The 22,921-nt window shown below is 43.4% G+C and carries 6 protein-coding genes and 1 riboswitch; of the genes, 4 read left to right on the top strand and 2 right to left on the bottom strand.

What is annotated here, in order from left to right:
- Nucleotides 1-10: 10 nt before the first annotated feature.
- Entirely contained in the window at nt 11-1,501 is a 1,491-nt protein-coding gene (locus HQQ94_RS07385; protein ID WP_173293810.1) for a CoA-acylating methylmalonate-semialdehyde dehydrogenase, read from the bottom strand.
- Between the two features lie 43 nt (nt 1,502-1,544).
- Nucleotides 1,545-2,882, bottom strand: coding sequence for an aspartate aminotransferase family protein (locus HQQ94_RS07390; RefSeq protein WP_173293811.1), 1,338 nt, complete (start codon nt 2,880-2,882; stop codon nt 1,545-1,547).
- Nucleotides 2,883-3,136: 254 nt separating this feature from the next.
- Here HQQ94_RS07390 and HQQ94_RS07395 point away from each other — a divergent pair, with 254 nt between their 5' ends.
- The 4 genes from HQQ94_RS07395 to HQQ94_RS07410 all read left to right on the top strand — a co-directional run bounded on the left by HQQ94_RS07395 (nt 3,137) and on the right by HQQ94_RS07410 (nt 22,724).
- On the top strand, nt 3,137-4,648 hold the full coding sequence (locus HQQ94_RS07395) for an aldehyde dehydrogenase (protein ID WP_173293812.1): 1,512 nt from the start codon (nt 3,137-3,139) through the stop codon (nt 4,646-4,648).
- Between the two features lie 197 nt (nt 4,649-4,845).
- Nucleotides 4,846-4,945: riboswitch (purine riboswitch) on the top strand.
- Nucleotides 4,946-5,009: 64 nt separating this feature from the next.
- On the top strand, nt 5,010-6,005 hold the full coding sequence (add, locus tag HQQ94_RS07400; RefSeq protein ID WP_173293813.1) for an adenosine deaminase: 996 nt from the start codon (nt 5,010-5,012) through the stop codon (nt 6,003-6,005).
- Nucleotides 6,006-6,493: 488 nt separating this feature from the next.
- Nucleotides 6,494-6,898: a hypothetical protein gene (locus HQQ94_RS07405; protein WP_173293814.1), complete on the top strand. Its 405-nt coding sequence runs from the start codon at nt 6,494-6,496 to the stop codon at nt 6,896-6,898.
- A 532-nt stretch (nt 6,899-7,430) separates the two neighbouring features.
- Entirely contained in the window at nt 7,431-22,724 is a 15,294-nt protein-coding gene (locus HQQ94_RS07410) for a non-ribosomal peptide synthetase (protein WP_173293815.1), read from the top strand.
- Nucleotides 22,725-22,921: the final 197 nt, after the last annotated feature.

A 22,921-nucleotide genomic window follows, 5' to 3' on the forward strand; every position in this document is an offset into this window, starting at 1 on the left:
ACACCTGGGATTATGTCATTGTCGGCATTACAAATTCGGCTTTAGTTTGATTTGATTTTGGCCAGCGAGCGGTAATGGCTTTGCGTTTAGTGTAGAAACGTACGCCATCTGGCCCGTGCATATGTAGTGGACCAAAGAGTGAACGTTTCCAGCCACCGAAGCTGTGAAAAGCCATCGGCACTGGAATAGGCACGTTGACTCCAACCATCCCCACCTGAACATGATGACAAAAGTGTCGTGCAGCCTCACCACTTTGAGTAAAAATAGCAGTACCGTTACCAAACTGATGATCGTTAATAAGATTGAGCGCCTCGGTATAATCGTTAACACGGACAATGGCAAGAACAGGCCCGAAGATCTCTTCTTTATAGATCGTCATCTCTGGTGTGACATTATCAAATAAGCAACCACCGAGAAAGTACCCTTGCTGGTGATCCTCGACACTTAATTGGCGACCATCGATGAGCAAATCCGCACCTTCGGTAACCCCTTTCTCGATATACCCCCTGACTTTTTCAAGATGCTGTGCTGAGATAAGTGGCCCCATGTCCATGTCGGTAAACAAGCCATTTCCAACCCGTAAGGACTGAATTTGCGGTAACAGTTTTTCGACTAGAAGGTCGCCAGAGCCACCGACGGCTAATACCACCGAAATGGCCATGCAGCGCTCACCTGCGGAGCCAAATGCAGCGCCCATTAACGCGCTTACAGCTTGGTCGATATCGGCATCGGGCATCAGTAGCATGTGATTTTTAGCGCCTCCTAAAGCCTGAACTCGTTTGCCATGTTTCGAGGCCGTTTCATAAATGTACTCTGCAATAGGTGTTGAGCCGACAAAGCTTATGGCTTGCACATCTTTGTGAGTTAATAAGGTATCAACCGCTTCTTTATCACCGTTGATGACATTAAACACACCCTCAGGCAGACCTGCTTCAGTCAGTAGCTCTGCCAAACGCATGACAGAACTTGGATCTTTTTCTGAAGGCTTCATAATAAATGTGTTACCCGCTGCAATCGCAATAGGGAACATCCACATAGGCACCATGACAGGAAAGTTAAACGGCGCAATACCTGCGACCACGCCTAAGGATTGATTAACGCACCAAGCATCCACGCCGCCGCCAACTTGCTCAGTATGTTCACCTTTTAAGAGGTGTGGGATACCACAGGCAAACTCGACCACTTCAAGGCCTCGTATGATCTCACCTTTAGCGTCATCGAGCACCTTGCCATGTTCACCGGTGATGAGTTTTGCTAGCTCATCCATATTCTGTTCAACTAATGCCTTAAACTTAAATAACACCCGTGAGCGATTGAGTGGTGAAATTTGTGACCAGCTAACATGAGCTTTTTTGGCAAGTTCGATAGCATCGATGACTTCAGCCGCAGAGGCTAAAGATACATTGGCCTTTTGTTCGCCAGTCGCGGGGTCAAAAACAAGGCTAACGCGTTTGCTGGCATGGGTATAAGAGCCATTGATGTAGTGGTTTATCTGTTGCATATCCTATGTTCCTATAATAAAAATACATGTTATTTACTGATGTTTATTCGGTAGCTCTGATAGCATCACTTAAGGTATTGACTATTTGATCTATCTCTTGTTTATTGATAATAAGTGGCGGGGAGATAGCGATAATATCTGCCGTGGCTCGCACTAATGTTCCTTTGGCAAAGCAGTCTGCAAAAATACTAAATCCTCGTTTACCGATCCCTTCAGCACTGGGAGAAAATTGAATCCCAGCCACTAATCCTATATTGCGTATATCGATGATATTGGGTAGGTCTTTAAGGCTATGAACCGCCTCTTCGAAATAACTTTCTAACTCTTTACTGCGATCAAACAATTGCTCATTTTCATAAATATCTAAGGTAGCGATCGCAGCAGCTGCGGCGACAGGGTGCCCTGAGTAGGTGTACCCATGAAAGAGCTCAATCCCATCGGGGCCTTGCATGCAAGCATCGTATATTTGGTCATGAATCAGCACGGCTCCCATAGGAACTGCGCCGTTGTTTAGCGCTTTTGCCGCAGTGATCATATCTGGCGTTACGTTCCAGCGTTGGCTGGCAAAGGTATCACCAACTCGGCCAAAACCTGTGATCACTTCATCAAAAATAAGTAAGATCCCATGTTTTTTGGTGATCGCACGTAGACGTTGGAGATAACCCTCCGGAGGTAAAATAACGCCAGCAGAACCAGACATTGGTTCCACAATCACAGCGGCAATATTTTCAGAACCATGCAGTGCAATGAGTTGTTCAAGCACATCGGCTTTTTCTGCCCCGTGTTTAGGTATGCCGTGAGAGAAGGCATTTTCTTGCAGATCTAATGTGTGAGGCAGATGGTCGACACCTGGTAGTAGTTGCTGGCTGAATGTTTTACGATTATTCCCAATCCCACCGACAGATATTCCCCCGAAACCGACACCATGATAACCCAGTTCACGTCCGATAAACCGAGTACGGCTTGGTTCGCCATTTGCTCTGTGGTAATTGATTGCTATTTTAAGGGCGCTGTCGACAGATTCTGATCCTGAATTAGTAAAAAAAACCTTATTTAACTCTTTAGGAGCGATATTTGCTAAGCGTTCTGCAAGTTCGAAGGCGAGCGGGTGGCCCATTTGAAAAGAGGGAGCATAATCCAATTTTTGGAGCTGACGGTTAACGGCTTCGGAAATTTCTTTGCGTCCATGACCAGCATTGCAGCACCAAAGGCCTGCAGTACCATCAAGCACTGAATTGCCAGAAGCATCTTTGTAATACATACCTTTTGCTTCGGTGAGCATTCTTGGATTTGCTTTGAACTGCCTATTGGCGGTAAAAGGCATCCAATAGTTTTCAAGAGAGGGAGCGTTGTGACGGGAATGGCTCTGAATATCAGTCATATTATCTATCCTGAGTTTGTGTGATTATTGTTATTATGAACGATTGATATTTTTTATGTTATGTCAAATATAACGAACAAAAAAGTATTTTTTACATTTATATTTTACAAAAAAATATTTTTGTAAAATATATTAGGCATCCGATCTATTGTAGAGCGGATCTTGGAGTCTGTTTAAGGTTACTTATTGCACGAGTCAATAAGTGAAGAGTGTGTCGCTATGACATGTCATTATTCACTTGCTAAGGGTTTTTTATGAGTACACCGACTAATTGTCAGCAATGGCAGCATTTGGCCGAAACTATCATCACTGAAGGACGAATAAGGACTGAAGCATTTATCGAAGGTGAGTACCGAACAGCAGTATCGGGTGAGCGATTTGATTGCATTAGCCCAATCGATGGCCGAATCTTATGTCGGGTTGCCAGTTGTGATGTTGCAGATGCCAATATTGCTGTAAGCAGTGCGCGGGCAGCTTTCAATTCAGGTGTTTGGTCGGAACTGCCACCGGTTAAACGTAAACAAATCATGCTTCGTTTTGCTGATCTGCTTGAAGCGAATAGTGATGAACTGGCACTGCTTGAAACCTTAGATATGGGCAAGCCGATACGTTATTCATGCACTGTAGATGTCAAAGGTGCGGCCAGTGCACTTCGTTGGTCTGGTGAAGCGATTGATAAAATATATGATGAAATTGCCCCCACCGCTCATAATGAAATCGGTATGATAACCCGTGAGCCTGTTGGTGTTGTTGCCGCTATTGTGCCTTGGAATTTTCCTATTTTGATGGCATGTTGGAAGTTGGGGCCAGCATTAGCCACGGGTAACAGTGTGGTATTAAAGCCTTCTGAAAAATCACCGTTAACGGCGATTAGAATGGCGCAAATCGCCATTAAAGCGGGTATACCAAGCGGAGTCCTTAATGTACTTCCGGGGTTAGGTGATAAAGTGGGCAAGGCGCTTGCCTTGCATATGGATGTTGATACATTGGTATTTACTGGTTCGACTAAGGTCGCCAAACAGTTGATGATCTATGCGGGTGAATCGAATATGAAGCGTATTTGGTTAGAAGCTGGTGGTAAGAGTCCTAATATTGTTTTTAATGATGCGCCAGATCTTCAAAAAGCTGCCGAAGCCGCCGCCGCTGCTATTGCTTTTAATCAGGGGGAGGTGTGCACCGCAGGATCGCGTCTACTGGTGGAAGCTGAGGTTAAAGATGAGTTGCTGCGACTCATCATTAAAGAGATGGAGTTCTGGCAGCCTGGTCATCCACTCGATCCGGCCACAACCTGCGGTGCTGTGGTAGATAAACAGCAATTGGATACAGTGCTTAGCTATATCAGAGCTGGTGTTGCTGAAGGCGCAGAGCTGGTTATTGGTGGTGATCAGATCATGGCAGAAAGTGGCGGAATGTACATAGAACCTACGATTTTTTCAAATGTTAACAATAAGATGGTTATAGCTAAAGAGGAGATCTTTGGTCCAGTATTATCGGTTATTACTTTTGATGGTATGGATGAAGCGATCAGCATTGCTAATGATAGTATTTACGGGCTCGCTGCTGGAGTGTGGACAGCTAACCTCAGTAAGGCGCATAAAATGGCTAAGGCGTTGAGAAGTGGTATGGTGTGGATCAACCATTACGATGGTGGCGATATGACCGCCCCCTTCGGTGGTTATAAGCAATCAGGTAATGGTCGTGATAAGTCACTACATGCCTTTGATAAATACACAGAAATTAAAGCAACTTGGATAGCCTTAGATTAACGGTTAAGTCTACAATTAAGATAATTAACAGCTGAAGCTTATCTCGTATACCATAAGCTTCTGAATTGAATTTACTATTATCGCTGCCAATAATGGCTATCTTTTTCTAATCTGGGCTAGGTAAATAACTTTTTTGCTAAAGTTATTTACCTATTGATGCTTCTATAAATTGTGAAGGTCAATCCAAAGTGCTACTCTTCATTTCCATTAAATAGCTTCATATAATCCCAATGATATGGTTTGGGAGTGTCTACCAAGAGCCTTAAATTCTTGATTATGAAGTCTGTAACTTTATATGCACTACTCTAGTATTAAGCCTATATCGGCTGTTCATACTGGTATTCAATAAAGGTAGAGACTCATGAATTATCACGCATTGCCAAAAATCGATCTACATTGCCATTTAGATGGTAGTGTTCGCCCAAAGACCATGATCGAGTTGGCTAACCTACAAGATGTCACAATTCCAAGTCAGGATATTAATGAAATAAGTGCATTAATGACGGCTCCAGAGACCTGTCAAAACCTTGAAGAGTACTTGATGTGCTTCGATCTTCCTTTGTCAGTCATGCAAACGGAAGCGGGGATAGAGCGTATCTCGTTCGAACTATTTGAAGACGCCGCTAAAGAAAATGTTAAGTATTTTGAAGTACGTTTTGGCCCTCAGTTACATCAACAGCAGGGGTTAAGCTTAGACCAGATCATTGGCAGTGCTGTGAAAGGTATGCAGCGAGCCCAAGTTCAATATGGAATTAAGGGGAACTATATCCTCTCAATTTTAAGAACCATGGATAAAAGCAATATTCATGATGTGATTGATGTCGGTGCTGCTTATTTGAATAAAGGGGTCGTCGCTTTCGATTTAGCCGGTGCAGAGCTTGCTGGTTTTTGCAATGAGTTTATTCCCTATGTGGATCATGCCATCGAAAAAGGTTATCGGATCACCATTCATGCTGGAGAGCAAGGGATTGGACAAAACGTATTCGATGCGGTGACTTTGCTTAATGCAGAGCGTATTGGCCATGGCATTGATATTAAAGGTCATCAAAAGGCTTACGATGTAGTCAAAATGCGCTCGGTAGCACTGGAGAGCTGCCCAAGTAGCAATATTCAAACTAAAGCGGTCGACACCTTAAGTCAGCACCCGATTAAAGAATTCTATAAAGACGGTGTGTTGATCACGATCAATACCGACAATCGCACCGTATCTAATACAACGATGGTAAACGAAATACGTAAGGTGATGGAAGAGTTTCATCTCACTCGTGAAGATTATTTCGCGATTTACAAAGTGAGTGTTGCGCAGTCATTCGCATCAGATCAAGTTAAACAAGAGCTACTGAAGTTTATTGAGTAAAGCTGCGAATCATTAACTGTTATATGTTGTTACCCCCAAGTTATCTGAACGTGTTCATGCCAGATAGCAGGGGAGGTAAAGCTGTGAAAAATTGTACATAATCTGCCAAATGGCAGAACTAAGCTGGAGTCATGCAATAAGTCGAATATTGCTGAGATCTAGCCAGGACTCTGCATATTGAAGTGGTTTTGATATAAATAATCGGATTAGAACTCAAGAGAAATTATTTGATGGCTATATTTATGAAAAATTTATGATTTAGACGTTAATTTAATCCTTGTTTCGACCATCACGTTGAAATTATTTAAGAGTGGAAGTAAACTTTTTGTATGAATTAATATTTAAATTAGTTGTTTTTTGGATGTATTTCTTGAATCCAGAAGTAACTAAAATATTATACGGAGATAACTATGAATAAGGAAAATATAACCCCGCATGAAAATTAAGAGAAAAGTGTTTTTAAATCCAATTTGAATGAGAGGAGGCTAGTGTTAAAAGCCCCTGTATGGATAGCCACAATACTGTTGTATTTCCCAAGTTTATCACAGTTTAATCGTAATGATGTGATTTATGCATTTGACTTGTTTGAAAATGGTATAGCAAGCATTGAATTGGCACAAGTATCGATAGCAGGTGAAGTGATGGAGCGTGCACGGCATTTTTATAGTAATTACGCCAATGTTAATGGAGCCATTGTTGGCTTAGTTATTACGAGTTTTATTGAGTGGGTACAGGTACAATTTCCTGATATTAAGCAGTTGAAATTTGCGCATGTTGGGGCTGGTGCTATTGCGCTATGGACCGTCAATAATATAATGAATGAATATGACCGAAGGCTCCATGAACTGCGTGCTAAAGAACCTAGCCTATCTGAAAAAAGCGAATGTAATTAATATGATAAAAACCAAAAAAACACAACGTGAAAATTTAAGTAATAGTTAATATAAACATGAATTTATAGATTTTTCATGATGTGTTTTCCTATTTTGTTTGTGTTTATTTAACTGCGTTAGTGATGTATTCCAGTCGACTTATTATTACCCTTTTTAGTTCAAATTACTTCTTTATTACTTAATTAATACCTTTGTCATTAGGGTGAATTTTTGATGCCTCGAAGTTGTATTTATACCGCAATACTGTTGCGGTAGTGTTGTGTTTATGTTTAAATTCGCATGTTTTTTTTGTTGGCTAGTTTGTTGAGATTTGCGTGGGTTGTTTTTTTAGTCATTTTATTTTTCTGTTAGGTAGGTATTGATTATTTTATTTTTTATAACGTGTTTTTTGATTCTATTTACTAAAACCACGTTTTGGGTTTTAAGTGACTTTTGAAATAGATTATTTTTAGCAAATTTAAAGTTAAATATATATACGATCATGAGTGCATTTTTTATTGATGATTAATAATGATTTATAGAGGATTATATAATGTCTGGAAATATAGATAAAAACAATAAAACATCGAAGTGTTACGTATCAGACAATCAAATTTTTAAACTTCATCTTGCTCAAGAAGACATATATTATGATCAACTGCTAAATGAAGGTAACCCTAAAAATAATCTTGGGGGCTACACGACTATGCAAAATGTTGATCTTGCAATATTACAGCAAGTATGGGAATTACTTTATTTTCACTTGGATGCATTACACTTCACGATGACTACTAGTGAAGGTGGAACCCCCTTACAATTTATTCAATATGATAAAATACCAAGTGTGGTCGAATGTCATGATTTTTCAGTGTTAGCAGATGCAGAAAAAAAAGCATTAGATTGGATGCAAGATCAAATTGATAGTTTTGTGGGGTGTTTTAGTACTCATCTTAGTCGTATGGCCTTACTTAAAATTACCCCAAATTCATATTATGTGTTTTTTAAGTCTCATCATATCGCGATTGATGGTATAGGAATTTACCGACTATATGGATATATCCATCGCTTGTATCAAAATATTGTGCAAACTACAGCAACTGATTGGTTATTAGATATTCCTCAATTTAAAGACGTAATATTGCAATCTCATGAGTACCTAAATTCGGTAAAATACAATAAAGACAAAGTATATTGGCAACAATTTTTAAATAAGCAGCAAGTATCCCTTCTTCCTATTCGCTATTCATTACCTAAAAATGCTAACTGTACACGTATACTATCTGTTGAGCTAAGTGAACAATTACATCACTTCTGCAAAAATAATAAGTTGAATTTACTTGCCGTTTTTTCAAGTGCGGTGAGTCTGATTATTTCGAATATAGTTGGAAGTAATGAGGTTGTACTTAATACGCCTATACATGGTCGTAGAGGAAAGCAAGGAATGCACGTGGTGGGTATGCATGTTAATACCTGTTTATTCTCATCGGCTGTTCAGAGAGACATGAGTGTTGTTGAACAAATAAAAACAATAATGTCGTCGATCAAAAAGAGTTATGCTCATTGTCGCTTTCCTCGTTCCCATGTCAAACGTCTCGCAAGTCGTAGTAACATCTTATTACCTGACATTACCGTTTCCTATGATCTATTTAAACATGATTTGTTTAAAGATGAGCTGCTTAAACATGATTTACTTGAAAAACGGTTATATGAGAGTTTTCAAGTCGAGACGACTTTTGATGATAATCCTTTGTTGCTACGCTTAAAGGATTATGAAAGTAATCCATCCTTAGAAATTACAGCATCTTATGGACTGCAATATTTTAACCATTCAGAGATAACGCTCTTGCTTGAGCGACTTGAATATGTGCTGATGAGTTTTATTGAATCACCTACAACACACATTAGACAAATATCACAATTATTACCTCATGAGTGCAATACATTACTCTATGGCTTCAACGACAAGGATGCGCCATACCCACAAGATAAAACCTTGCATCAATTGTTTGCTGAGCAAGTGGCGAAAACCCCAAATAACATCGCTTTGGTATTTGAAGACACGCAGCTCACCTATAACGAACTCAATGACAAATCCAACCAGTTAGCGCACATTATCCGTCAAGAATACCTTGCTACCTGTGGCCATGAGCTAAAGGCTGACACACTTATTCCGCTGTATTTAGACCGCAGTCTTGAGATGGTGATAAGTATCTTAGCGGTACTCAAAGCGGGCGGTGCGTATGTGCCGATTTCCCCCGAGTATCCGGCAGAACGAACCCAGTTCATCTTAACTGATACGGCTGCCAAACTGGTGGTGACCCAGTCACAGTATCTTGGCAAGCTAAGCACACTAAGTGATGAGATAGGCCACCCTATTAGTTTACTGGCAGCAGACATATTATCGGTTGATATTGGTGTGCAGGTCATGATTCCTCCTGCGATGAGCAGCGTTAATGATTTAGCCTATGTGATTTACACCTCAGGCACCACAGGAAAACCGAAAGGAGTAATGGTAGAACATGGCAATGGGGTGCACCTTGTCGAGGCCTTAACCCAGCGCTTCAATGTGCAGGAGAGAGAAAAGGTATTACTGTTTTCATCTTATGTGTTTGATGTGTCGATATTTGAAATATTTGCAGGATTAAGTCAAGGCCTGACGGGGTACATGTGCAGTGAAAGCGAGCGAGATGTAGTGAGTGTGAGTGACATGCTGGCCAATGAGAGCATTGATATTACCTTGTTACCGCCAGTGATATTATCTCAGCTAACCCCAAGTGACTTTCCTGCACTGAAAACGGTGGTATCAGGTGGTGACTCACCTTCTTTGGGTTTATTGAACTCATTTAGTGAACATTGTCAGATATTTAATGCGTATGGCCCGACTGAAATTACCGTGTGTGCCACGGCCAACGAATATCTTGTAGGCGACAGCGCCAACAATATTGGCCGTGGTGTCAATAATACTAAGCTGTACGTTCTCGATGAATATTTGCAGCTAACGCCCTTGGGCGCCAGTGGTGAATTATACATCGGTGGTGCAGGTGTTGCCCGCGGTTACCTTAATCGTCCTGAGTTAACCCAAGCGTGTTTCATTGATAACCCGTTTGCGACAGAAGCTGACATAGCAAAAGGCTACACCCGTTTATACAAAACCGGGGATTTAGTGCGTTACTTACCTAATGGAAACGCTGATGGAAATACTGATGGCAATTTAGAATATTTAGGCCGTAATGACAGTCAGGTTAAAATTCGTGGTTACCGGATTGAATTGGGCGAAATAGAAACCGCACTATCAAGTCTTGATAGTGTCAAACAAGCGGTGGTGATAGACCGAGAGCGCGAGGGTAATAAATACTTAGCGGCGTATATTATTTCAAACGAATCACCTCTAGATGGGAAGAGCATAGAGACAGACAGCTTAATTGCATCTCTAACACAGGCCTTACCTGAATACATGGTGCCAGCGACCTTCACTGAAATTGATGCCATTCCGTTAACCATTAACGGCAAGTTAGACAGGCGTGCCTTGCCAGAGCCTGCGTGGGTGAGTGTTGATAACTACACTGCACCGCGTAATAACCTTGAGACTCAGCTGTGCCAGATTTGGCAGTCGGTATTGGGCCTTGAGCAGGTCGGCATACACGATAACTTTTTCCGCAGTGGCGGGGATTCAATTACCGCGATTAAATTGGTGGCCGCCATTCGTCGAGAGTTGAATGTTGATTTAGCCTTGAGTGCATTGTTTGAACAAAAGACCATCGCGGGTATCTCTTTGACGCTGAACGAGCAAATGTTGAATCAGGACGCTAGGGTGGTAATCCCTCATCTTAATTTGGGTGATAAGGCTCGCTACCCGGTGTCCTTTGCGCAAGCGCGTATGCTGTTTATCGAGCAATTTGAGCAAGGCAGCAGTGCTTATCACATTCCTTACTTGGCTCAGCTTGATGATAACGTGAATGTGTATTTACTGGAAAAAGCGATTAATGTGGTGAGTGGCCGTCATGCTGTGATGAATAGCGTGTATGGTTATAGTGAGTATGGTTATAGTGAGAATAACTATGATGATAGACATGTTGATAAGCATGGCTTTGATGAGTCAGGTATGGCTTATCAACAGGCATTAGACAGTCATTTAGCCTTTCGCTCACAGACTTGCCATGATGAGGTTGAATTGCTGGCTTTGGTTAAAGCTGATATCGCCCATCCTTTTGATTTGCAACACGAGCCCAGTTTGCGGCTTAACCATTACCAACTTGCTCAAAGCCAAAGCCAAAGCACAGAGCAAGGTCAATACATCTTACTCATGTGGCACCACATAGCGATGGATGGCTGGTCAACAGACATCTTTATCCGTGAGCTGGGTGAAGTGTATCAAGCATTAAAGGCGTCACGCGAAATAGACTTACTGGCATTGGACATTAATTACGGTGACTATGCGGTGTGGCAACGAGACTACTTGCAAGGTGAGGTGGGCACACAGCAGCTTGATTATTGGCGACAGACATTGTCAGGTTATGAGAACTTGGCATTGCCAACCGATAAGCCAAGGCCCGCGCAAATCGATTATCGCGGTCAAGACAGTGATTTTATCGTAGACACAGCATTGTCAGCTGAGCTTAGGGCATTAGCTAAGCAGCAAGAAACCACCCTGTACACAGTATTATTAAGTGCGTTTTACGTGAGTTTGGCCAAATTGACCGGACAAGAGGACATTATTGTTGGCTCGCCGTCAGATAATCGTCATCACGCCCAGACACAAAGCTTAATCGGCATGTTTGTTAACTCACTGGCACTGAGGACGCAAGTGTCAGGTGACAGCGACATCGCTGAATTTATCCAAACAGTGCATAAGGTGGTATCACAGGCTAAGTCGAATCAAGATATCCCGTTTGAGCAATTGGTGGATGGATTGGATGTCGAGCGTGATAGCTCACGTCACCCCATTTTCCAAGTGATGTTCAGCGTGCAGGACTTTGGTACAGACTTTGGCTCAGACTCTAGTCCAGACTCGGGTATGGGTGAAATGAGCGCGTGTCAGTTGCCGTTTAGCCCAGTCGTTTTAGAAGAGGCAGAAGAAGCACTGTACAGCCCTGCCAAGTTTGATTTGAGCTTGTTCCTTGCCAACAGCGAAGAAAATATCAGTGGTCAACTCAATTATGCCGTGGGTTTATTTGATGAAACCACCATTAGCCGTATATCAGCAATCTATACCCGGGTATTAACTGCCTTTGTTGCAGAGCCTACTCAAAAACTGGCAAATATCGATGTGCTTTCCACGCAAGAACGTAATACCTTACTCTATGATTTCAACGACACGGATGCGCCATACCCGCAAGATAAAACCTTGCATCAATTGTTTGCTGAGCAAGTGGCTAAAACCCCAGACAATATCGCTTTGGTGTTTGAAGACACGCAGCTCACCTATAACGAACTCAATGACAAATCCAACCAGCTTGCGCACATTATCCGTCAAGAATACCTTGCTACCTGTGGCCATGAGCTAAAGGCTGACACACTTATTCCGCTGTATTTAGACCGCAGTTTAGAGATGGTGATTAGCATCTTAGCGGTACTCAAAGCGGGCGGGGCCTATGTGCCGATTTCGCCTGAGTATCCGGCAGAGCGCACCGAGTTTATCTTAAGCGATACCGCCGCCAAACTAGTGGTGACCCAGTCTCAACACCTTGAAGCGCTAACAGCACTTAGTGACGATAAAACACATCAAATTAGCTTATTAGCGGCAAACATATTATCTACCTATGTTGATATGCCAACAGAGTCACCAAGCCCTATCAGCACCGCCACAGATTTAGCCTATGTGATTTACACCTCGGGTACCACGGGTCAACCTAAAGGGGTAATGATTGAGCACAAAAGTAGTGCCAGTCGAAATCAATATATGTCTTCTCGCGGGGAAACGGCTAAAAACACGTATTTGTTTAAAACCAGCTATGTATTTGATGTGTCTGTATCCGATTTGTTTAGCCACTTAAATGTGGGGGCTAAAATAGTGATGGCTCAGTCAAGTTTCGACATGGATGAAATCATGCATTTACTTGAATTTCATGATATCAATGCTTGCCATTTTGTTCCTTCTCAATTTTCAGCATTATTAGCATCGACTACCTTGCCTTGTGACTTCGAGCATATTTACTTCAGTGGTGAAAATCTAACACAAGAGCAGCTGGTTCATTTTGATTTTAATCTGACGAAAGTCATTAATTATTATGGGCCAACAGAAACGGGTGAAGCGACAAGTTATATGGTCAATTCGCTTAATGCTGCCAGTACCATTGGTCGTCCTTTCAATGATGTAAAAGTCTATGTGCTGCAAGGAATGGCATTAGCCCCTTTAGGGGCAATAGGTGAATTGTACATCGGTGGTGCAGGTGTTGCCCGCGGTTACCTTAATCGTCCTGAGTTAACCCAAGCGTGTTTCATTGATAACCCGTTTGCGACAGAAGCTGACATAGCAAAAGGCTACACCCGTTTATACAAAACCGGGGATTTAGTGCGTTACTTACCTAATGGAAACGCTGATGGAAATACTGATGGCAATTTAGAATATTTAGGCCGTAATGACAGTCAGGTTAAAATTCGTGGTTACCGGATTGAATTGGGCGAAATAGAAACCGCACTATCAAGTCTTGATAGTGTCAAACAAGCGGTGGTGATAGACCGAGAGCGCGAGGGTAATAAATACTTAGCGGCGTATATTATTTCAAACGAATCACCTCTAGATGGGAAGAGCATAGAGACAGACAGCTTAATTGCATCTCTAACACAGGCCTTACCTGAATACATGGTGCCAGCGACCTTCACTGAAATTGATGCCATTCCGTTAACCATTAACGGCAAGTTAGACAGGCGTGCCTTGCCAGAGCCTGCGTGGGTGAGTGTTGATAACTACACTGCACCGCGTAATAACCTTGAGACTCAGCTGTGCCAGATTTGGCAGTCGGTGTTGGGCCTTGAGCAGGTCGGCATACACGATAACTTTTTCCGCAGTGGCGGGGATTCAATTACCGCGATTAAATTGGTGGCCGCCATTCGTCGAGAGTTGAATGTTGATTTAGCCTTGAGTGCATTGTTTGAACAAAAGACCATCGCGGGTATCTCTTTGACGCTGAACGAGCAAATGTTGAATCAGGACGCTAGGGTGGTAATCCCTCATCTTAATTTGGGTGATAAGGCTCGCTACCCGGTGTCCTTTGCGCAAGCGCGTATGCTGTTTATCGAGCAATTTGAGCAAGGCAGCAGTGCTTATCATATGCCTTACTTGGCTCAGCTTGATGATAACGTGAATGTGTATTTACTGGAAAAAGCGATTAATGTGGTGAGTGGCCGTCATGCTGTGATGAATAGCGTGTATGGTTATAGTGAGTATGACCATGATGAGGCAGGTACGGCTTATCAGCAGGCATTAGACAGTCATTTAGCCTTTCGCTCACAGACTTGCCATGATGAGGCTGAATTACTGGCTTTGGTTAAAGCTGATATCGCTCACCCTTTTGATTTACAACACGAGCCAAGTTTGCGGCTTAACCATTATCAACTTGCTCAAAGCGAAAGCCAAGAGCAAGGTCAATACATCTTACTCATGTGGCACCACATTGCGATGGATGGCTGGTCAACAGACATCTTTATCCGTGAGCTGGGTGAAGTGTATCAAGCATTAAAGGCGTCACGTGAAATAGACTTACCGGCATTGGACATTAATTACGGTGACTATGCTGCGTGGCAACGTGACTACTTGCAAGGTGAGGTGGGCACACAGCAGCTTGATTATTGGCGACAGACATTGTCAGGTTATGAGACCTTGGCATTGCCAACCGATAAGCCAAGACCCGAGCAAGTCGATTATCGCGGTCAAGACAGTGCTTTTGTATTAGATACTCAATTGTCAACTGAACTCAGGGCGTTAGCTAAGCAGCAAGAAACCACCCTGTACACAGTATTATTAAGTGCGTTTTACGTGAGTTTGGCCAAATTGACCGGACAAGAGGACATTATTGTTGGCTCGCCTTCGGATAATCGTCATCACGCTCAGACACAAAGCTTAATCGGCATGTTTGTTAACTCACTGGCACTGAGGGCGCAAGTGTCAGGTGATAGCGACATTGCTGAATTTATCCAAACAGTGCATAAGGTGGTATCACAAGCTAAGTCGAATCAAGATATCCCGTTTGAGCAATTGGTGGATGGATTGGATGTCGAGCGTGATAGCTCGCGGCACCCCATTTTCCAAGTGATGTTCAGTGTGCAGGACTTTGGTGCAGGCTTTGGCTCAGACGCTAGTCCAGACTCGGGTATGGGTGAAATGAGCGCGTGTCAGTTGCCGTTTAGCCCAGTCGTTTTAGAAGAGGCAGAAGAAGCACTGTACAGCCCTGCCAAGTTTGATTTGAGCTTGTTCCTTGCCAACAGCGAAGAGAATATCAGTGGTCAACTCAATTATGCCGTGGGTTTATTTGATGAAACGACCATCACCCGTATATCAGCAATGTATACCCGAGTATTAACCGCTTTTGTTGCAGAGCCTGCTCAAAAACTGGCAAATATCGATGTGCTTTCCGCGCAAGAACGCAATACATTACTCTATGATTTCAACTACACGGATGCGCTGTACCCGCAAGATAAAACCTTGCATCAATTGTTTACTGAGCAAGTGGCGAAAACCCCAGACAATATCGCTTTGGTATTTGAAGACACGCAGCTCACCTATAACGAACTCAATGACAAATCCAACCAGTTAGCCCATGCTATTCGTCAAGAATACCTTGATACCTGTGGCCATGAGCTTATGGCTGACACACTCATTCCGCTGTATTTAGACCGCAGTCTGGAGATGGTGATAAGTATCTTAGCGGTACTCAAAGCGGGCGGGGCCTATGTGCCGATTTCCCCCGAGTATCCGGCAGAACGAACCCAGTTTATTTTAACCGATACGGCTGCCAAACTGGTGGTGACCCAGTCGCAGCATCTTGAAGCGCTAACAGCACTTAGTGACGATAAAACACATCAAATTAGCTTATTAGCGGCAAACATATTATCTACCTATGTTGATATGCCAAAAGAGTCACCAAGCCCTATCAGCACCGCCACTGATTTAGCCTATGTGATTTACACCTCAGGCACCACAGGAAAACCGAAAGGAGTAATGGTAGAACATGGCAATGGGGTGCACCTTGTCGAGGCCTTAACCCAGCGCTTCAATGTGCAGGAGAGAGAAAAGGTATTACTGTTTTCATCTTATGTGTTTGATGTGTCGATATTTGAAATATTTGCAGGATTAAGTCAAGGCCTGACGGGTTACATGTGCAGTGAAAGCGAGCGAGATGTAGTGAGTGTGAGTGATATGCTGGCCAATGAAAGCATTGATATTACCTTGTTACCGCCAGTGATATTATCTCAGCTAACCCCAAGTGACTTTCCTGCACTGAAAACGGTGGTATCAGGTGGTGACTCACCTTCTTTGGGTTTATTGAACTCATTTAGTGAACATTGTCAGATATTTAATGCGTATGGCCCGACTGAAATTACCGTGTGTGCCACGGCCAACGAATATCTTGTAGGCGACAGTGCCAACAATATTGGCCGTGGTGTTAATAATACTAAGCTGTACGTTCTCGATGAATATTTGCAGCTAACGCCCTTGGGCGCCAGTGGTGAATTATACATCGGTGGTGCGGGTGTGGCGCGCGGTTACCTTAATCGTCCTGAGTTAACCCAAGCGTGTTTCATTGATAACCCGTTTGCGACAGAAGCTGACATAGCAAAAGGCTACACCCGTTTATACAAAACCGGGGATTTAGTGCGTTACTTGCCTAATGGAAGCGCTGATGGAAATGCTAATACTAATGGAAATGCTGCTGGCAATTTAGAATATTTAGGCCGTAATGACAGCCAGGTTAAAATTCGTGGTTACCGGATTGAATTGGGCGAAATCGAAACGGCGTTATCCCTTATCGATAGTGTAAAGCAAGCGGTGGTGATAGACCGAGAGCGTGAGGGCAATAAATACTTAGCGGCGTATATTATTTCTAATGAACAGGTCTTAAATGAGCAGGCTCAGGATAGTCACGCCCTAGATACAGACAGCTTAATTGCCTCTTTGACGCAGGCCTTACCTGAATACATGGTGCCATCAACGTTCACCGTTATCGATGCCATCCCGTTAACCATTAACGGCAAGCTAGACAGGCGTGCCTTGCCAGAGCCTGCGTGGGTGAGTGTTGATAACTACACTGCACCGCGCAGCGCACTTGAGACTCAGCTGTGTGAGATTTGGCAGTCGGTGTTGGGCCTTGAGCAGGTGGGGATACACGATAACTTTTTCCGCAGTGGCGGTGATTCAATTATCAGTATTCAGCTGGTATCGAAATTACGTCAAGTGGGCTTTACTTTGCAGGTCAAAACGATTTTCGATGCACCGACCGTGGCGCAACTTACCAGCATGCTTGAAAAAGAAACTTCATCAGTTGACATCATCGCTGAGCAGGGGCGTCTGGAAGGTGAGTTTGCTTTACTGCCGATACAAGATTGGTTCTTTAATAAGGCGTGGGCGAGTGCGCATCACTGGAACCAAGCTTTTATGGTGCAGTTGCCAAGCGGTATTGACTTGCCAGCCATCGAGCTTGCGCTTGAGCGTTTAGCTGAGCGGCACGATATGCTCCGCGCTCGTTTTACTTTGTCAGAGCCGTTATCGACAGAGCAATTTTCATCAGAGCAGGCTTATTCAATCAAAAGGTATGGTCAGCGTTACGATGAACTCAGCACAATGTCACCTTTGGTGAGCTGTGATGTGAGTGCCCTGTCTGATGTTGAATTGCAGCAGCAATTAACCACGTGGCAGAGCCACTTTTCGCTTGATGTTGGCCCCTTATGGCAAGCTGCACATTTGAGCGGCTATATAGACGGTCGTTCGCGGATATTCTTTGCGTTTCATCACGTAATTATTGATGCGGTGTCATGGCGAATTATTGCTGAGGATATGCAATTGTTATTAACTGGGCAGAGCTTGCCAGCGAAAACCAGTAGCTATCGTCAGTGGGTGGCAGCGGTAGGTGATTATGCACAGCAGTCGGTCGATGAATGTGCATATTGGGAACAGGTAACCGCCGAGCTGAAGCCATTAATTGCACATGAAGCCAAACATCAACAAGTGATGATGTTATCAAATAAGCTAACTGACACCTTATTGCATGAGGCCAATGGCGGATATCACACCGACATTAATGATTTATTACTCAGTGCATTAGCCATCGCATTACAAGACACCTTGGGCGAGCCCGTTAATCATATTGTGTTAGAAGGTCATGGGCGAGAGTTCATTGATGACAGCTTGGATGTGTCACAGACGGTAGGTTGGTTTACCAGCATGTATCCGGTGAAATTAACCGCTGATGAGGATATTGCGGTTAATATTATTCAAACCAAAGAAATGCTCAGGGCGATGCCACACAAGGGCATTGGTTATGGCGCTTTGCGTCAGGCAGGAAAGCTCACTGGCCCACTGCCTAAGGTGAGTTTTAACTACCTCGGGCAATTGGGTGGAAAACGTGAAGGCGAAAATGAACGTGATTGGAGTCTCGTCACGGGTGATGCTGGGGTGCAAATGGCCTTGGATAATGAGGACGATTTAGCGCTCAATATTAACGGAGCTGTGCAGCAAGGGATGTTGTGTTTCAGTGTGGTATCACGCTTATTCTCTGTGCAAACAACCGCTTTTGTTGCCGCTTTTGAGGCAGGGCTTGGGGCGGTCATTAACACGGCTCAATGTCAAGCTCAAGCGGGTGGACTTAAAACGCCGAGTGATTATGGCGTTGAAAAGTTATCATTAACCACCTTGTCTCGATTACAACGTCAGCACGATATTGAAGCTATCTATCCTGCTACTAGTCTACAGCAAGGGTTTATTTACCATCATGTTAGTCAGCCTCAAGATGATGCTTACCGAGTGCAACTCTTGCTTGATTATCATCAAGAGATAAACCTTGAGGTATACCAGCAAGCCTGGCGTTTGGCGTCATTACGTTACCCTATTTTGCGCACCGCGTTTGATTGGCAAGAAGAAATGCTGCAAGTGGTAACGCGCGGAGCCAGTATTGATGAGTCTAATTTTCATTTTCATGATATTAGCCATTTATCAGAAAAAGAACGTGAGCTGGCTATTACGGATATTCAGCAGCAAGACCGTTTACTTGGGTTTGATTTAACCCAGCCAGGCTTAATCCGCTTGACCTTAATTAAGCAGGCTGACAACTTAACCACGGTACTAAAAAGTGAGCACCACAGTATTGCTGACGGTTGGAGCTTACCCGTGTTAATGCAGGCCGTGCACGGCAACTACGACCAACTTATGGCCGGTGAGACGCCCATTCTCGAGGTTGATAAGGCGTACTTGGCCACGCAACAATACTATCTCGATACCAAAGCTGAAACAGATACTTATTGGTCAGACATAAAAGACACCTATCAGGGCACGACTGATTTATCCAATTTGTTAAGTCAAAAAGTGGATTTGGCGCAAGTTAAGGCTATTGAAAAGCCAGCGGAGCAAGTGCTCACTATACAAGGTCAAGCGTACGAGAAATTAAAAAGCATGTGCAAAACCCAAGGAGTCACCTTGAATGTGGCGTTGCAGTTTGCTTGGCATAAATTATTGCAAACCTACAGTGGTGATAGCCAAACGATAGTGGGCACCACGGTCTCGGGCCGAGATGTACCGGTTGAGGGCATTGAGTCGAGTGTGGGTTTGTACATTAACACCTTGCCCTTGATGGTTAACTGGGAGCAAGCGGCATTAACGGTTGCTGAAGTGTTACAGGCCATTCAGCGTGATATTGCGGCATTAAACAGCCACAGCGCAGTATCACTGGCGAGCCTGCAACAAGACGGTGAGCGCTTATTTCACAGCTTGTTTGTGTTTGAAAACTACCCTATGGAAGCGATTAACGAACAGAGGAACGGCGTTGTAAGTGGCTTGGTATTTCGTCAGTCGGTAGAAAAGCTTGATTATCCCTTGTCGGTGACGGCATTTGAGCATGAGCAAAGTGTGGTGGTTAAATTAGGCTTCAGTGAGGCTTGGTTGAGTTTGCAAGATGTCACTCGTTTGCTCAATCAACTTGAAAGCATATTAGCTTCAATTGCCGCAGAGCCGGAGCAGTTATGTCGGTCCTTGTCTGTTATCAGTGAAGAGGAGCGCAATATTTTACTCTATAGCTTCAACGACACGGATGCGCCATACCCACAAGATAAAACCTTGCATCAATTGTTTGCTGATCAAGTGGCGAAAACCCCAAATAACATCGCTTTGGTGTTTGAAGACACGCAGCTCACTTATAACGAACTCAATGACAAATCCAACCAGTTAGCGCACATTATCCGTCAAGAATACCTTGCTATCTGTGGCCATGAGCTAAAGGCTGACACACTTATTCCGCTGTATTTAGACCGCAGTCTTGAGATGGTGATAAGTATCTTAGCGGTACTCAAAGCGGGCGGTGCGTATGTGCCGATTTCACCTGAGTATCCGGCTGAACGAACCCAGTTCATCTTAACTGATACGGCTGCCAAACTGGTGGTGACCCAGTCACAGTATCTTGGCAAGCTAAGCACACTAAGTGATGAGATAGGCCACCCTATTAGTTTACTGGCAGCAGACATATTATCGGTTGATATTGGTGTGCAGGTCATGATTCCTCCTGCGATGAGCAGCGTTAATGATTTAGCCTATGTGATTTACACCTCAGGCACCACAGGAAAACCGAAAGGAGTAATGGTAGAACATGGCAATGGGGTGCACCTTGTCGAGGCCTTAACCCAGCGCTTCAATGTGCAGGAGAGAGAAAAGGTATTACTGTTTTCATCTTATGTGTTTGATGTGTCGATATTTGAAATATTTGCAGGATTAAGTCAAGGCCTGACGGGGTACATGTGCAGTGAAAGCGAGCGAGATGTAGTGAGTGTGAGTGACATGCTGGCCAATGAGAGCATTGATATTACCTTGTTACCGCCAGTGATATTATCTCAGCTAACCCCAAGTGACTTTCCTGCACTGAAAACGGTGGTATCAGGTGGTGACTCACCTTCTTTGGGTTTATTGAACTCATTTAGTGAACATTGTCAGATATTTAATGCGTATGGCCCGACTGAAATTACCGTGTGTGCCACGGCCAACGAATATCTTGTAGGCGACAGCGCCAACAATATTGGCCGTGGTGTCAATAATACTAAGCTGTACGTTCTCGATGAATATTTGCAGCTAACGCCCTTGGGCGCCAGTGGTGAATTATACATCGGTGGTGCAGGTGTTGCCCGCGGTTACCTTAATCGTCCTGAGTTAACCCAAGCGTGTTTCATTGATAACCCGTTTGCGACAGAAGCTGACATAGCAAAAGGCTACACCCGTTTATACAAAACCGGGGATTTAGTGCGTTACTTACCTAATGGAAACGCTGATGGAAATACTGATGGCAATTTAGAATATTTAGGCCGTAATGACAGTCAGGTTAAAATTCGTGGTTACCGGATTGAATTGGGCGAAATAGAAACCGCACTATCAAGTCTTGATAGTGTCAAACAAGCGGTGGTGATAGACCGAGAGCGCGAGGGTAATAAATACTTAGCGGCGTATATTATTTCAAACGAATCACCTCTAGATGGGAAGAGCATAGAGACAGACAGCTTAATTGCATCTCTAACACAGGCCTTACCTGAATACATGGTGCCAGCGACCTTCACTGAAATTGATGCCATTCCGTTAACCATTAACGGCAAGTTAGACAGGCGTGCCTTGCCAGAGCCTGCGTGGGTGAGTGTTGATAACTACACTGCACCGCGCAATAACCTTGAGACTCAGCTGTGCCAGATTTGGCAGTCGGTGTTGGGCCTTGAGCAGGTGGGGATACACGATAACTTTTTCCGTAGTGGCGGTGATTCGATTTCGGCGATTAAGTTGACTGCAATGATCCGAGCTCAGTTAAGTATCGATATACCACTTAGTATATTTTTTAGTCATGCGACTATTTCTTCTTTATGTGAATGGTTTTATAACGATAGATATCAAGATCATTTACTGCAACATTTAACCCCTGAGTCTAGTGCATTGAATAAGTTGTTTATGATCCATGGTGCAGGCTCTGGCAGTGAAGTCTATGTACCGCTAGCATTAGCGTTGGCTGATAAATTTAATTGTATCGGTATCGATAATTATAACCATAGCTCGACAGTTAACATATCGTCTTTACAGCAAATGGCGGCAATGTATGTTGACCTGATACTTGCTCATACTTCAATTTCTGAATCAATTCATCTTTTAGGGTGGTCGTTAGGCGGTCAATTAGCCTTGGAAATGGCCTATCTACTGGAGTCTCGTGGTGCGAAAGATATTAAGGTGTTCTTACTTGATTCAGTCATGAACTCTGAGTCTATTAATAGGTTAAGGCGGCAACAGGATATACCATCATCCCAGCTAAAAATAAGAGCTAGGTTGCATGAGTCAGGTAACATTGATTTAAATTATATTGAAACAATACTGCAAGCTTATCCGTTTGAAGTCGAGATGGCTCAGTGCGAACAAAGTGGTAAGTTACACTATGCAGAGGTGACTCTGTTTAAGGCCGGTTTAGTCGATGATAGCATTGAGAACGATGATGATATTCCATATCAATTGAGCCAGCTAACTTCTCAATTACCAGATAACAACGTGACTCAGTGGGCAGACAAACCGATTTCGGTGATATTAATTAGTGACAAAAACCATATAAATATCATTGAATCTATTGAGAAGATAAGAGCGGAGATATTGAAGGATAAGGTATTAGATGCAGCTGTTGAATTGATCTAGCTATTTTTTAATACACTGGATAGTCGATAAAGTGGATCATGATGGCAGATAAACTGTGAGGGTACCTGTCATCAGCGATAAATGTACCTTGCTAAAAGGGTGAGTCATTGTGCTACTTACTAGTAAATAGCGCTTAATTGTTTCTCATTATGACTCACTGAACGTTCATTCACGGGTGACTTGGTTTGTATTTAATG

The organism is Shewanella sp. VB17 (genome assembly GCF_013248905.1).
Lineage (GTDB): Bacteria > Pseudomonadota > Gammaproteobacteria > Enterobacterales > Shewanellaceae > Shewanella.